Annotated in this window: 13 protein-coding genes; 9 read left to right on the top strand and 4 right to left on the bottom strand. The window is 58.6% G+C overall.

Translation table 11 applies throughout. The annotated features are described in order from the left end of the window. Positions 1–4 precede the first annotated feature (4 nt). Both O3A94_00065 and O3A94_00060 read left to right on the top strand, forming a co-directional pair. Complete coding sequence (locus tag O3A94_00065; GenBank protein MDA1354643.1) at positions 5–820, top strand: CoA synthetase; 816 nt, start codon at positions 5–7, stop codon at positions 818–820. Further along, complete coding sequence (locus O3A94_00060) at positions 817–1,554, top strand: CoA synthetase (protein MDA1354642.1); 738 nt, start codon at positions 817–819, stop codon at positions 1,552–1,554. Before O3A94_00065 ends, O3A94_00060 begins: the two co-directional genes overlap by 4 nt. Here O3A94_00060 and O3A94_00055 read toward each other — a convergent pair. Beyond that, positions 1,540–3,450, bottom strand: a complete 1,911-nt coding sequence (locus O3A94_00055) for an ABC-F family ATP-binding cassette domain-containing protein (protein ID MDA1354641.1) — start codon at positions 3,448–3,450, stop codon at positions 1,540–1,542. The two genes, O3A94_00060 and O3A94_00055, sit on opposite strands and share 15 nt — an antisense overlap. A 120-nt stretch (positions 3,451–3,570) precedes the next feature. Here O3A94_00055 and O3A94_00050 point away from each other — a divergent pair, with 120 nt between their 5' ends. Beyond that, on the top strand, positions 3,571–4,287 hold the full coding sequence (locus tag O3A94_00050; GenBank protein MDA1354640.1) for a SprT family zinc-dependent metalloprotease: 717 nt from the start codon (positions 3,571–3,573) through the stop codon (positions 4,285–4,287). A 13-nt stretch (positions 4,288–4,300) separates the two neighbouring features. Here O3A94_00050 and O3A94_00045 read toward each other — a convergent pair whose 3' ends face one another. From O3A94_00045 to O3A94_00035, 3 genes are read right to left on the bottom strand one after another with little or no spacing between them, the layout of a single operon-like run. After that, complete coding sequence (locus tag O3A94_00045; GenBank protein MDA1354639.1) at positions 4,301–4,843, bottom strand: cupin domain-containing protein; 543 nt, start codon at positions 4,841–4,843, stop codon at positions 4,301–4,303. After that, positions 4,840–5,379 carry a cupin domain-containing protein gene (locus O3A94_00040; protein ID MDA1354638.1) on the bottom strand — a complete coding sequence of 180 codons (540 nt, stop codon included), beginning with the start codon at positions 5,377–5,379 and terminating at the stop codon, positions 4,840–4,842. The genes O3A94_00045 and O3A94_00040 overlap by 4 nt, the downstream gene beginning before the upstream one ends. Positions 5,380–5,430: 51 nt before the next feature. Continuing rightward, complete coding sequence (locus O3A94_00035; GenBank protein MDA1354637.1) at positions 5,431–5,979, bottom strand: cupin domain-containing protein; 549 nt, start codon at positions 5,977–5,979, stop codon at positions 5,431–5,433. A gap of 203 nt (positions 5,980–6,182) precedes the next feature. Here O3A94_00035 and O3A94_00030 point away from each other — a divergent pair, with 203 nt between their 5' ends. The 6 genes from O3A94_00030 to O3A94_00005 all read left to right on the top strand — a co-directional run. Continuing rightward, the gene (locus O3A94_00030) at positions 6,183–6,803 is read left to right on the top strand and encodes a TetR/AcrR family transcriptional regulator (protein ID MDA1354636.1); all 621 of its coding nucleotides are present in this window, start codon (positions 6,183–6,185) and stop codon (positions 6,801–6,803) included. 89 nt (positions 6,804–6,892) lie between these two features. Continuing rightward, entirely contained in the window at positions 6,893–9,217 is a 2,325-nt protein-coding gene (locus O3A94_00025; protein MDA1354635.1) for an MMPL family transporter, read from the top strand. A gap of 5 nt (positions 9,218–9,222) precedes the next feature. Then, positions 9,223–10,026, top strand: coding sequence for an outer membrane lipoprotein-sorting protein (locus tag O3A94_00020; protein MDA1354634.1), 804 nt, complete (start codon positions 9,223–9,225; stop codon positions 10,024–10,026). Further along, complete coding sequence (locus O3A94_00015; GenBank protein MDA1354633.1) at positions 10,026–11,258, top strand: hypothetical protein; 1,233 nt, start codon at positions 10,026–10,028, stop codon at positions 11,256–11,258. The genes O3A94_00020 and O3A94_00015 overlap by 1 nt, the downstream gene beginning before the upstream one ends. A gap of 366 nt (positions 11,259–11,624) precedes the next feature. Beyond that, a complete protein-coding gene (locus tag O3A94_00010) occupies positions 11,625–12,791 on the top strand; it encodes an acyl-CoA/acyl-ACP dehydrogenase (GenBank protein ID MDA1354632.1) in 1,167 nt (388 codons plus the stop codon). 571 nt (positions 12,792–13,362) lie between these two features. Then, positions 13,363–13,883 (top strand): paraslipin (locus tag O3A94_00005; GenBank protein ID MDA1354631.1); only part of this gene is annotated, 521 nt, incomplete at its 3' end.

Here is a 13,883-nt window from a genome sequence, read left to right as displayed (position 1 = left end):
GACGATGGCTATGAGCACTGTGCCGGTAATAACGCTGGACGCGTTGGCGGCGCGCGTCGAGAACGGCATCATGGTTGCGGTGCCGCCGGATTATTCATTTGTCGCCATGGCGGCGACGCGCGCCTTGATCCGGCGCGGTGCGCGCGATCTTCATCTGTTGGCGGTGCCGCAAAGCGGCATTCAGGCGGATATGTTGATCGGCGCGGGCTGTGTTGCGATCATTGAGACGGCGGCGATCAGCCTGGGCGAGCTTGGCGCGGCGCCACAATTCACCTCCGCCCTCAAGAGCCGCAAAATCGCCATCCGCGATTCGACCTGCCCGGCCATTCACGCCGGGCTGCAGGCGAGCGAAAAAGGCCTGCCTTTCATGCCGCTCCGGGGCTTGATCGGCAGCGATCTCATGCGCGTGCGCGAGGATTGGAAAGAGAGCGAAAATCCCTTCGAACAAGGCGACCGCATCGTCGTGCTACCGGCCCTCAAACCTGATATCGCGCTTTTTCATGCGCCGTTCGCCGACCGCAACGGCAATATCTGGATTGGCCGCCGGCGCGAACTTGTGACGATGGCCCATGCTTCGCGCGGCACCCTGGTGACGGTCGAAGAGATACGCGATATCGACTTGATGCAGGACGAGGCATTGGCCGGCGGCTCATTGCCGGCACTTTACGTGTCGGCGATTGCCGAAGCGCCAAACGGTGCCTGGCCGCTCGGCCTCGCCGGCCATTATGAGCCCGACGCAATGCATCTCGCGGGCTATGCGAAGAAGGCTCGCAGCCCAGAAGGCTTTGAGGACTATCTCGCCGAGTTTGGCGCTGCATGAGCGCGCCGCAGCACAGCAAAACCGAGCTTCTCATCGCCGTCATCGCCCGCATGCTGGACGGCCTCGGCCATGTGGCAGTCGGCGCGTCTTCGCCGATCCCGGGCGCGGCCGCGCTGCTAGCGCGGGCGCAGGCGAAGCAGGGGTTGCGAGTCAGCGTGCTTTCCAGCCTACGTCACAACGATTTTACCGACGGCGCGCGCGAGCTGTTCGATTGCGCCGCACAGGGGCGCATCGACGCCTTTTTTCTCGGCGGCGGGCAGATCGACGGCGCGGCCAATGTCAATTTGGTCGGTCTTGGCGAGTATCCCGATCTCGACGTGCGCTTTCCCGGCACCTACGGATCGGCCTACCTCTATTTCCTGGTGCCCCGGGTGATTCTGTTTCGGCCTGAACATAGCTGCCGCGTATTGGTGCCGAAGGTCGATTTCATCTCTGCCCCCGGGGTTAGTCCGCCCGGCATCTATCGCCGCGGCGGCCCCTATGCGCTGGTGACGGAACGCTGCGTGTTTTCATTCGAGCGCAACGAGCAATGCTTCCGTCTGCAAAGCATTCATGCCGGCGAAACGGCGGCAAGCATAAGAGACAATACTGGCTTTGAGTACGACGCCCCTGCGAACGTACCGCAAACTCCGCCGCCCTCCACCGAAACATTGGAACTCATACGGGGCGGTGTAGGCGCCGACATAGCCGAAATCTATCCCAAATTTGCGCGCGAAGTCCTAGTCGCAGGCTGAGTCATCTTCGGCTTGTAGGGCCTCCAGCGCTTCGGCGGCCCGCAGCCAATCGGCCTCAGCCTCGGAGATCGTACGCTCGGCGGCGCTCAATTTGCGGCCGAGCTCGGCGAGGCGCTCGGGCGCGCCTTCATAAAGCGTGCTATCTGCCATCTTGGCTTCGATATCGGTTTTTTGCCGAGTTGCCTGGTTGAGACGATATTCGGCGCTTTCGGCGGCACGCTTAAGGGGTGCGCGCTTAGACCGCTCGGCCGCCGCGTCCTGCCGCACGATTTTTCCCTTTGCGGATTTGTCGCGCACCGCTCTCTTGCTATTCTCGCCACCGCCGCTACCGCCACTACGGCCAATAACAAAGCGCCGATAATCTTCGAGATCGCCGTCATAGGGGCGCACGGTTCCGTCCGCCACCAGCCACAGACGCTCCACCGTCAATTCCAACAGATCCCAATCATGGCTGATCACGATGACGGCGCCTGGGAAAGCGTTCAGCGCCTGCACCAGAGAATCGCGCGTTTCCAAATCGAGATGGTTGGTGGGCTCATCGAGCACCAATATTTGCGGCGCGCCGTGGCTGATTAAAGCCAGATTGAGGCGCGCCTTCTCGCCGCCGGATAGTTTATGCGCCACCACGTTGGCTTTGTCTTGGCTGAAGCCAAAGGTGCCCAGGCGGGCGCGCACCTGGTGCGGCGCCGCATTGGACATCTTCCGCGTTAGTTGCTGAAAGGCGCTCTCATCAGCTTCCAGGGAATCTACTTGATGTTGCGCGAAATAGCCGACCCTGAGCTTGGGCGCGCGTAGAATTTCGCCCGCCATCGGCTTGAGTGCGCCGGCGAGCAGTTTGGCGAACGTGGATTTGCCGTTGCCGTTGGCACCAAGCAGGGCGATGCGGTCATCAGGATCGAGACGCAGATCGAGACCCTTGAGGACTGGCACGCCCGGCGTATATCCCGCCGCCGTACCGAACAAGGTGATGAGCGGTGGGGCAAGTCCCGCGGGGGCCGGAAAATCGATTTCCACACTGGAGCGCTCGACCGGCGGCGGTGCATCGCTCAATCGCTGAAGCGCCTTCAAGCGGCTCTGAGCCTGGCGTGCCTTGCTGGCATTGTAGCGAAAGCGGGCGACAAAACCTTCGAGCTTGGTGCGTTTCGCCGCCCGTCGCGCCTGGTTTGAGGCTTCGGCCGCTTGGCGCTCGGCAAGGACACGGGCGAAATTGTCGTAGCCGCCCGGGTATAGGCTAAGCGCACGGCCCGACAAATGCAGAATGCCATCCGGCACAGCGTTCAGAATGTGACGATCATGGCTAACCAGCAGAAGAGTGCGGGGGTAACCGCGCAAATGATTTTCAAGCCACATCGTCGCTTCAAGGTCGAGATGGTTGGTCGGCTCGTCGAGCAAAAGAAGGTCCGGTTCAGCAAACAATGCCGCCGCCAGGGCGACCCGCATGCGCCAGCCGCCGGAGAGATTCTCAGTCGCTTCGTGCTGCGCCGCCTCTCCAATGCCGAGACCAGCCAAAATCGACGCCGCGCGCGCTGGCGCCGCCTGGGCGCCGATATCATGCAGGCGGGTCTGGATTTCTGCGATGCGGTGCGAATCGACAGCCGTCTCGGCCTCGGCAAGAAGGGCATGGCGCTCGGTATGCGCGGCAAGAACCGTTTCCAGAGGCGTCGCCGTACCGCCCGGCGCCTCCTGCGCGACGCTCGCCACTTGGGCGCCACGGGTCAGCGACAGGCTTCCGCCATCGGGCTCAATGGTGCCGGCAATCAGGCTCAAGAGGGTTGTTTTGCCGCTACCATTCGGCCCCACAAGACCGATGCGTCGGCCACGCGGAATGCGCGCCGAGGCGTCTTCCAGGAGAGGGCGCCCGCCGATGCGGTAAGTGAGGGAGGAGATTGTCAACATGCTTTGCGGTCGTGGCTCATACCATGCGGTGGGGCGGCAAATAAAGCGTTTCGCCACCGCCAGCCAATTGCGCCAAGCCTATAGCCAAAAAAAGGCGATCCGGCCACACTCACCTGAGCCATGTCGATTCTCCAGCCAGAAACTCCCTTGCGCTCCCTCGCCCTGCCGGGCGGAAGCGTCGTCATGCTCAATCTGCGCCGTAGTGCTCGGGCGCGGCATATTTTGATCCGTATCGACGAATCCAGCGGCGGGGTCGAGCTGGTGTTGCCGCGGCGAGCGTCGGTACGCGACGGCCTCGCATTCGCCCATGCCCGCGCGGACTGGATCGAAGCCCGGCTAGAAGGGTTGCCTCCGGCGATACCGTTTCGCCACGGCACCGTGCTGCCGTTATTGGGGGAACCAGTAACGTTGACCAGGCCGGTGAACGGCGCCAAGCGCACGCGCCGCGTTGGCGGCGATCTATTGGTACCGGGCGATGAGGAGATATTTGCCCGGCGCGTGCGGCGCTGGCTGATTGCTGAGGCGCGGCGCGAAATTGGCGAGCGCGCAGAGCGCCTAGCGCGCCGGGTGGAGCGGCCAATCCGCCGCCTCTCCATCCGTGACCCGGCGACACGCTGGGGCAGTTGCTCGGCGGCGGGCGGGCTATCTTTTTCCTGGCGCCTCATCTTGGCGCCCCCGGCGGTGCTCGACTATGTGGTGGCGCACGAAATCGCCCATTTGCGGGAATTGAACCATAGCGCCCGCTTTTGGTCTGAGGTCGCCGGACTGGTGGGCGAATCTAGCGCGGAACGCGCCTGGCTACGCCACAACGGCACACAGCTTAGACGCTACGGTTAACCCGCCTGAGGCGTTATTCGGCAGCGGCCGGTGCCTCAATGATCTGACCGTCTTTGTCGAGCCGATGGCCGAGCCGCGAAGCTTCGGCCAATACGTCGTCGCGCCATTTCACACCGCCGGGATCGGTGCCCGCGACGGTGCCAAGCAGGAGACCCTCCTCATCGCCAACATTGCGGAAACCGCGCATTAGATTGGGCGGCACCGAGGCGGTGTCGAAAGGCTCGAGAATGACAAAATGGCTGTCTTCGTCATCGCCCCAAAATATTTTCCATTTTCCAGTTAGCGCCGTGAAGACTTCGTTGGTCTTATGATCGTGATGCAGCGTGCCCTTGCCCGGCGCGCAGCGGACGATGGCGACATTAAAGCCGGCATTGTCGACAATCGGAATTTTTGCGTCAGGGTCCTCGCTAACACCCTTGCCGATGACCTGGTAAATTTCCCGCTCCTGGCCGGGAATGACGGCATCGAGCATCGGTTGGCTCGAGCCCTCAAGCTCATTGAAGCGCGCCACACGGGTGCGCTCGAATTCTTCAACACTGATGACATGTTTTGTCATTTGCTTGCTCCACTTTCCAACAAATTGCCGTTTTCATCGAGCGAATAACCCTTCGCGGCGGCTCTATCGAGCAAGTCTTGCGGCCACTCGACGCGGCCTGGGTCTGTATTTCCGTTGATGGCGAAGAGCAGCGCTTTTTCCCCGCTTTCGTTGCGAAAGCCACGAAAAATTCCGGGCGGCACCGAAATAACGTCATGCTTTTCCAGGATCACTTCCTGTTGCTCATTATTTTGATCGAGCCAGTAAATCGCCCACCGCCCTTCGAGCGGCATGAACATCTCGACGGTTGTGTGAAGATGCAGCGAAGCGCCATTACCATGCTGGGCAGAGATGATGCCGACAGAGAAATCACGATGATCTTCAATCGCAGGCTTATGGCCTGAATCTTCGTTCACCCCATTGCCGATGACCATGTAAATATCGCGTTGATGACCATCCACGACGGTGTCGACAAAAGATTTGCTGGTCGGCGCCAGCTTATCGAAGCGCGCCACCCGTTCCTCGAGAATGCGGTCCTTGCTCCAGCCCTCGGACATTTGCTCCCCTTTGTTTTTGCCCAACCTCAGGCGCGGACAGCCGCGGACGCGTTAGTCTGCCGCCGAATTCAGCATCGCCAAATCGCCGTTTTCATCCAGGCCGATACCGTGCTCGCGTGCCATATCAACAGTTTCCTGAGGCCACTCCACCTTGCCCGGATCGGTTCCACCGACGATCGCCAGCATATATGCGGTGTCATCGCCAGCGTTGCGAAATCCACGGCTGAGCCCGATCGGCACTGAAACCGTATCATATTGGTGGAGGATGGTTTCATGCTCCGTCCCATCCTGATTTTGCCAATAGATTCCCCATTTTCCGGTCAGCGCGAAAAACACTTCATTGGTGGCGTGTATGTGTGGCGAGGCGCCTTTGCCGGGTTCTGCCTTGATCAGGCCGAGGTTGAAATCTCGGTTGTCCTTGATGGGCGGCACAAGTTCCTTATCCTCGACCACGCCGCGACCAATAATATTGTAAAGGTCGCGTTCGTAACCGGGGATCAGCGCGTCAATAAAAGCCTTTGCGCTCGATTTCAATTCGCTGAAACGCCCAATGCGTTCGCTTTCCATATATTCCGGCGTCGCGTCAATCCGTTCGACCATCTTCTATTTCTCCGATGCCTGAAACCGGCTCAATTCGCCGCAGTGAAAGACCATATTATTTTGCGTAATATTTCATGCTTTGCCGCACGAGCCAAGTTTCGTGCGACATTTTATCCGGATGATAAAGGGTGATTGTCCGTTGCGTCACACCCGCAATGGATTATAATTGAACGAAATCATCAATATTCATTTCCGGGTCTTCTATGAGCAAGGCAGGGGCCGAACTGGCCGAAGATACCCAGGCGCAAATCCTGGAAGCGGCGACCGAACGTTTTCGGCATTACGGCTACCGCAAAACAACGATGGCGGAAGTGGCCGGGGATTGCGGCATGTCGGCGGGAAATTTGTACCGCTATTTCGAAAGCAAATCTGATATCGGCGCCGCTGTCAGCGTCGCCTGGTTTGACGCATTGCATCAAACCGCCCGTGCCGCCATTGCACAACCCGGCCTCAGTCCGCGGCAAAAACTCGAAGCGTATGTCCTGGCCGTCAATCGTTTCACCGTCGAAAGCCTCCGAAACACACCGCATATTCAAGAAATGGTGGATTTCCTCTGCGAGGAACGGCGTGACCTGGTGGAGCAACATCTCGGCAGCTGTCATGAAATTGTCGCCTCTATTCTCGGGGAGGGCGTCAAACGCGGCGTTTTCGAGATCGCCGATATTGCTGCCAGCGCGCGCGCGGTCCTGAACGCCATTGTCCGCTTCGAATATCCGCCTTTGCTGGCGCTGAGCGGTGAAACAAACTTCGATGAAGAGGTGCGCGCCGTGGTTTCGTTGATCGTCGATGGGTTGAGTCGTGAGCGAATGCCGGCCGCCTCTTGAAGCGGTGCGATTGCTATACTAGATGTAATTTAGATAAATGATGATGAGATCATTCAGTAATTACTAAACTGGGCTTAGGGGAGAAGAAATTGACCGATTTAGCCTTATCGGCCAAACGTTTGGAGCGTTTCGGCACCGGTGTATTGCGCTGGCGCTGGCCCATTCTGGGGCTTACCGTCCTCTTCGTCATTGTCATGGCCGCCGGCGGTCAATATCTCAAAATCAGCAACGACAGCCGCATCTTTTTCAGTAAAGACAATCCGCAGCTCATCGCCTTCGAGGCGTTGGAGGCGACCTACACGGAAGCCAACACCGTGCTCATCGCGGTGGCACCCAAGGAGGAAGCGAGCGCCGGCGGTATTTTCACGCCCGATGCGCTCACCGCGATCGCCGAGCTGACGGAGAAGGGCTGGCTCCTGCCCTATTCCACGCGCGTCGATTCGCTGACCAATTTCTCCCACACCTGGGCTGATGAGGACGAGTTGATCGTCGAGGATCTGGTCGCCGACCCGGCGGAATTGAGCCCGCAAGACCTGGCCCGCATCGAAGATATCGCGCTTCATGAGATTCAACTGGTCAACCGGCTGGTAGCGGCAGACGGGCGCACCACGGCTGTATTAGTAAATTTCGTACTGCCAGACGAATCGGCGGAAGCGGTCACGGAAATATCCGACCAGGTGAAGGTCATCGTCGCGCAAGCGCGCGCCCAACACCCGGACCTAAATTACTATGTCACCGGCAGCGTCATCACCAGCCGCGCCTTTGGCGACGCCACTTTCGATGATTTGTCGACGCTCGGGCCGATCATCATTATCGTGATCATGATCGTCATGGCGCTTCTGCTGCGTTCGATCACCGGCACCATCACCACACTCCTGGTGGTCTTGTTCGCCGCGATCACGGCGATGGGCTTCGCCGGCTGGTCAGGTATGGTGCTCTCAAGCGGCAATGTCGGTGCGCCGACCATCATCATGACGGTGGCGATCGCCCACTCCGTGCACGTCATCTCCACCGTCATGCTCGGTATGCGCTCTGGACTTGAAAAGCGCGAGGCTATCCTGGAATCGCTCCGTGTTAATTTTTTCCCGGTGTCTCTCACCACCGTCACCACGGCGATCGGCTTTTTGAGCATGAATTTTTCCGACGCGCCGCCGTTTCATAATCTCGGAAATCTGGTGGCGCTCGGTGTCGTCAGCGCAATGGTCTTTGCGCTGACCTTTGTGCCGGCATTGATTTACATCCTGCCGCTCCGCGTGCGCCCGCGTCGCGAAGGACAAAAAGCGTTCTTCGATCTGGTCGGCGAGTTCGTAGTGCGCCGCCGTAGGCCGCTCCTATGGGGCATGACGGCGATTATCATCGGCCTCGCTGCGGGCGTGCCGCAGGTTGAGCTCAATGACAATTGGACAAAATATTTCGACGAACGCTACGAGTTCCGCCGCGACACGGACTACATCATCGACAATCTGACCGGCGTCGAGGCGTTCGAGTTTTCATTGCCGGCCGGCGAACAGGGGGCGATCAACGATCCCGAGTATATCTCGCGCGTAGACCAGTTCGCTGAATGGTACCGCGGCCAACCCAAGATCGTTCATGTGTCGGCCTTTCCCGACATCATGAAGCGGCTCAACATGAATATGCATGGCGACGACCCAGCCTATTATCGCATTCCGGAGGAGCATGACCTCGCGGCACAATATCTCCTGCTGTATGAGCTTTCGCTGCCCTTCGGGCGTGACTTGAATGACCAGATCGATGTCGGCAAATCGGCAACGCGCATGACCGTCATTGGCCGCGACATGTCGGCCAAGGAGCAACGCGCTTCCGCTGCCGCTGCAAATCAATGGCTGAAGGACAACATGCCGGCAGAAATGATCACAGAAGCCACCGGCCTGACGATGATGTTCGCCTTTATTTCGAAGCGGAATATCGAAGGCATGCTGCGCGGTACGATGATCGCCATGGCGATCATTTCGCTGATTCTGATTGTCGCCCTCAAGAGCTTGCCCATCGGCTTGCTTAGCTTGCTGCCCAATTTCGTCCCGGCGGCCATGAGCTTCGGCCTATGGGGCTATCTGATCGGTCACGTCGGTGTCGCCGCGTCGGTGGTGACGGCGGTCACCTTCGGTATCGTGGTCGACGACACGATTCACTTCCTAAGTAAATATCTGCGTGCGCGGCGCGAGCACAAGCTCGACCCGCAGGGAGCCGTGCGCTTTGCCTTCCGCTCGGTGGGGCATGCCCTGTGGACGACCACGGCGGTGCTCGCAGCGGGCTTTGTCGTGCTCGCGACTTCCGGCTTCGAAGTGAATTGGAGCCTCGGCATTCTGACCGCAATGACAATCGTCCTCGCATTGGCATGCGATTTCTTCTTCCTACCGCCACTGTTGATGAAATTCGACCGGAGCAAGACATGAAACCTATGACTCGGCGCCCAGTCGCTCTCTTCTTAGCCGTGGCTTTTGCCGCCGCACTTACCCTCAACGCTTTGCCGGCTGCAGCCGAAACCCCGGAGGAAAAGGGCCTCAGAATCGCCCTCGAAGCCGAGGCGCGCGATAAGGGCTACGGCAATTACACCGCCGATCAAACCATGATTCTACGCAATAAGCGCGGCCAGGAGAGTGAACGCAATCTCAGAATCAGCGTGCTCGAAAACGAAGCCGACGGCGACAAAAGCTTGATCGTTTTCAACCGCCCACGCGATGTGAAGGGCACTGCCATGCTCACCCATTCGCACAAGGTTGAGGATGACGACCAATGGCTTTTTCTGCCGGCGCTAAAGCGCGTGAAGCGAATATCTTCTTCCAATAAGGCGGGCTCGTTCATGGGCAGCGAATTTGCCTATGAGGATATGACGAGCCAGGAGATCGAAAAATATACTTATCGCTGGCTGCGCGATGAGCCGTGCGGTGAGATGACGTGTTGGGTGTCTGAGCGGGCGCCGATTGATAAAGATTCCGGCTATACGCGGCAAGTATCTTGGGTCGACCAGGACGAATACCGAGTCTGGAAGGTGGAGTATTACGATCGCAAGAAATTGCATCTGAAAACCTTGACCGTGCCAAGCCATCAGCAATATCTCGATAAACATTGGCGCGCCGACGAAATGCAGATGGTCAACCATTTGACCGGCAAGAGCACCCGGCTGATCTGGCAGAACTACAGCTTCGGCACCGATCTCGACGAAAATGATTTCAGCAAAGTAAGCTTGAAACGGGCGCGCTAATGTCGCCCGGCCGGGCCTTGCTTCTGGGCGGCCTCTTCCTTTTGTTGGCCGCGCCGGCCGGAGCCGAAACGATCGTCCAGGAAGTGACCGGACGCTTCACCGTCGAAGGGCGCTACTTCCCGCAATCGAGCATCCAGAGCGGCCAGCGCGAGCAGAGCTTGTCAGTAGTCGCGGAACCCGAAGCCTATCTCGAGAACGAGGCCGGTGAGGGCCTCGTTCTCAAACCGTTTTTTCGCTACGACAGCGCCGATGCACGGCGCACCCATTGGGACATTCGCGAGGCCTATGGCCTGTTCTTCGGTGAATTCGAGGACAGCGAGTGGGAATTGCGCGCCGGCATCGACAAGGTGTTTTGGGGCGTTGCCGAATCGCGTCATTTGGTCGATGTCATCAACCAGACCGATCTGGTGGAGAGCCCTGATCAGGAGGAAAAACTCGGCCAGCCGATGGTGCATCTGACATGGCTCAATGATTACGGCACGTTCGAGGCCTTCGCCCTACCATACTTCCGCAAGCGTACATTTCAGGGACGCGCAGGCCGTCTGCGCCCCGCACTTCATGTCGATGGTGATCAGACGGCCTACGAAAGCGCGGCCAAACAGCACCATCTCGATGTTGCCGCGCGTTACGGCAAAAACATCGGGGCGCTAGATTTCGGCCTCGCCTGGTTTGAAGGCACCAATCGCAACCCCGCTTTCAGCCTGGGGTTTGACGACCAGGGCTCGCCGGTGCTGGTGCCCTTTTACGAGCAAATGCGCCAGGTGAGTCTCGACGCCCAGGTCACCACGGGCGCCTGGCTACTCAAGTTCGAAAGCTTTTGGCGCGATGGCGAGCGAGACGCAGCGCAACTAGAAACGGACTATCTCTCCTTGGTCGGTGGCTTCGAATACACTTTGTACGGCGTCTTCGGCGGCGATGCCGATCTTGGCATGTTGATGGAATTTCTCTATGACGGACGCGACGAACGCGCCACCGTCGTCACCGAAGAGGATGTCTTCGCGGCATTGCGTCTGGCCTTCAATGATGAGGCCAGCACGGATATCCTGTTCGGCGTCATACAGGATTTAGACAAACCGACGCGCACTTTTTTCTTGGAGGCTAACCGCCGCCTCAGCGACAATATTACGCTCGGCATCGAGGGCACCGGGTTTGTCAATGTGGATCAACAAGATGGCCAGTTCTCTCTCCGCAAAGACAGTTTTGTTCAACTCGACCTGACTTATCACTATTGATTTTCCCCTCAGACGCCGGGCGGTCGCCTCCGCTCCACATGACTCCCCGGGGGCTTACCTCGTATTAACTCGGGCGCGCGGTCGCGCTTGCCGGAATGCGTTGCGCATTCCGGTTGATGGTTCCGCTTGAACGAGTCTTTGCGCGTTCCCTCAGACGCCGGGCGGTCGCCTCCGCTCCACATGACTCCCTGGGGGCTTACCTCGTATTAACTCGGGCGCGCCTCTTTTAATGCCCCCTCAATCGCCAGGCGGCGGCGTCCGCGTCCTTGGCTTGGTGTGCTGTCAGAATTCGCCGCGCTGTGCGCATTGCATTCTGTTGGTGCCAACGGGTTAGAAAATCTTCGCCTTCTGGTATTGTCCGTGTTCATGACGGATTCGCTCAACCCCGACCAGACCGCGCTTGATGAGGCGATCGGAAAAATTTGCTCCGATTTCGGCGATGAATATTGGCTGGCGCGCGACACCGATGGCGAATTTCCCGAACAATTCGTGGCCGCGATTACCGCTGGCGGCTGGCTTGGCATCGCGATGCCGGAAGCGCATGGCGGTGCCGGCCTCGGCGTGACCGAAGCGGCGCTGATGATGCGCCGTATCGCCCAATCCGGTGGCGGTTTTGCCGCTGCATCATCGGTGCACATAAATATTTTCGGGCCCCATCCGATCGTCAAATTCGGCAGCGCGGAGCAGCAGGCGCGCATGTTGCCGCCGCTAATCCGTGGCGAGGACCGGACCTGTTTCGGCGTCACCGAGCCTAACGCGGGCCTCGATACGGGCGCCATCGAAACCCGCGCCGAATGGGACGGCAGCCATTATGTGGTGCATGGGCAAAAGCACTGGACTTCGGTCGCCCAGCGCGCCAACAAGATTATGCTGCTGGCCCGCACCGCGCCGAGAGACGCAGGCAAAAAGGGCACCGATGGCCTCTCGCTGTTTTATACCGATCTTGACCGGGCGCATGTGGAAATCCACGAGATCGCCAAGATGGGCCGCAAGGCGGTCGATTCGAACGCGCTTTTTATCGACGGCCTGAAGATCCCGCGCGAGGATATGATTGGCGAAGAGGGTCAGGGCTTTCGCTGCATTCTGCACGGCCTCAATCCGGAACGCATCTTGATCGGGGCGGAGGCCATTGGTCTCGGCCGGGTGGCGTTGGCCAAAGCCACACAATATGCGCGCGAGCGCCATGTCTTTGGCCGGCCGATCGGACAAAATCAGGCGATTCAACATCCACTCGCCGAAGCCTGGGCCGAACTGGAAGCAGCCAATTTGATGCTTTTCAAAGCAGCGCGCCTCTACGATGCCGGCGAACCCTGCGGAGCTGAAGCCAATGCCGGCAAATATCTCGCTGCCGATGCGGCGCATAAGGCATGCGAACGCGCGGTTCTCACTCTCGGCGGCATGGGCTATGCCCGGGAATTTCACGTCGAACGCTATTTGCGCGAATGCTATATCGCGCGCATCGCGCCGGTAAGCCGCGAGATGATCCTCAATTTTATCGCCGAACGTGTGCTGGAATTGCCGCGCTCCTATTAGGGCGGCCGTAGATTTTTCCGAAAGCCACCACGCAGATGGCCTTCGATTGCTTATCCAATTTGGCTAGGCTTCGACACTTATCTAACTCATAAATTAGCGCTATCGCGAACTGCGCATACATCAGTGGGTATCACTGTCTGAATTGGCTACGCTGACTGAATTGGCCACGGATAGCCTTCTGACAAGGCCTTTCCGGGTCGCTTTGTTCTTATGGGCAGCCTTGCTTCCCGTGGTCGCGTTTGGCAAATAGAATGAGCTCAGGCACCAACCAAAACACTGCAAATTCAACATCACTACTGGCAAGCCATTCCGATTGCCCGGGAAGCATATTGGTTGCCCGTCGGAAAAAACCTATGTCCTGCATCCGGCGCGGCAGGGCGACGAATCCTCCACCGCCGCCACTAACCTGGCGCGATCGAAATCTGAAACAATATCAAAATTTCTAGAACTTCCCGCCCAAACGCACTGGCGCCCTCAGTATCGTATACTTGCGCAGCGAAATACTTAGACTCTTGGTGTTACAGACATAGACGATACGAAGATCGATGTCTCAGATTAGAAGGAGTTTCCGATGTCAGGCCTTGCTATATTCGCCATCGTGATCGTCGTCCTTGCGGTGGTCTTAATCGCGACGGCGGTTAAGGCAGTGCCGCAAGGCACGGAATACACCGTTGAACGATTTGGCCGCTTCACTCGAATATTGCGCCCCGGATTCCACACCATCATGCCGGTCATAGATCGCATCGGCTCTAAGATGAACATGATGGAAACGGTGCTCGACGTGCCGTCTCAGGAGGTGATCACGAAAGACAATGCGATGGTCACGGCCAACGGAATCGTCTTTTACCAAGTCGTCGAAGCCGCCAAGGCGGCATACGAAGTCACCAATTTGGAACGTGGAATTCTAAATTTGGCCATGACGAACCTCCGCACGGTCATGGGCAGTATGGACCTCGACGAAGTCTTGTCGGAACGCGATGCGATCAACACCAGATTGCTGAGAGTCATCGACGAAGCAACAACTGTAAAGCCCCCTCTCTATGTACCATTTTCTGATAGAGTTTCGGGCACCGGTGGACGCATGTTCAGAGC

Source organism: Pseudomonadota bacterium (genome assembly GCA_027624955.1).
Classification (GTDB): domain Bacteria; phylum Pseudomonadota; class Alphaproteobacteria; order UBA828; family UBA828; genus PTKB01.
This window is presented reverse-complemented; position numbering and strand designations above follow the sequence as displayed.

What these genes read in the sequence shown, in the direction of transcription:
- O3A94_00045 (MDA1354639.1), bottom strand. Translation starts at nt 4,843, where the DNA reads ATGACAAAACATGTCATCAGTGTTGAAGAATTCGAGCGCACCCGTGTG.
- O3A94_00015 (MDA1354633.1), top strand. Translation starts at nt 10,026, where the DNA reads ATGTCGCCCGGCCGGGCCTTGCTTCTGGGCGGCCTCTTCCTTTTGTTG.
- O3A94_00050 (MDA1354640.1), top strand. Translation starts at nt 3,571, where the DNA reads ATGTCGATTCTCCAGCCAGAAACTCCCTTGCGCTCCCTCGCCCTGCCG.
- O3A94_00020 (MDA1354634.1), top strand. Translation starts at nt 9,223, where the DNA reads ATGACTCGGCGCCCAGTCGCTCTCTTCTTAGCCGTGGCTTTTGCCGCC.
- O3A94_00055 (MDA1354641.1), bottom strand. Translation starts at nt 3,450, where the DNA reads ATGTTGACAATCTCCTCCCTCACTTACCGCATCGGCGGGCGCCCTCTC.
- O3A94_00035 (MDA1354637.1), bottom strand. Translation starts at nt 5,979, where the DNA reads ATGGTCGAACGGATTGACGCGACGCCGGAATATATGGAAAGCGAACGC.
- O3A94_00065 (MDA1354643.1), top strand. Translation starts at nt 5, where the DNA reads ATGGCTATGAGCACTGTGCCGGTAATAACGCTGGACGCGTTGGCGGCG.
- O3A94_00030 (MDA1354636.1), top strand. Translation starts at nt 6,183, where the DNA reads ATGAGCAAGGCAGGGGCCGAACTGGCCGAAGATACCCAGGCGCAAATC.
- O3A94_00040 (MDA1354638.1), bottom strand. Translation starts at nt 5,379, where the DNA reads ATGTCCGAGGGCTGGAGCAAGGACCGCATTCTCGAGGAACGGGTGGCG.
- O3A94_00010 (MDA1354632.1), top strand. Translation starts at nt 11,625, where the DNA reads ATGACGGATTCGCTCAACCCCGACCAGACCGCGCTTGATGAGGCGATC.
- O3A94_00060 (MDA1354642.1), top strand. Translation starts at nt 817, where the DNA reads ATGAGCGCGCCGCAGCACAGCAAAACCGAGCTTCTCATCGCCGTCATC.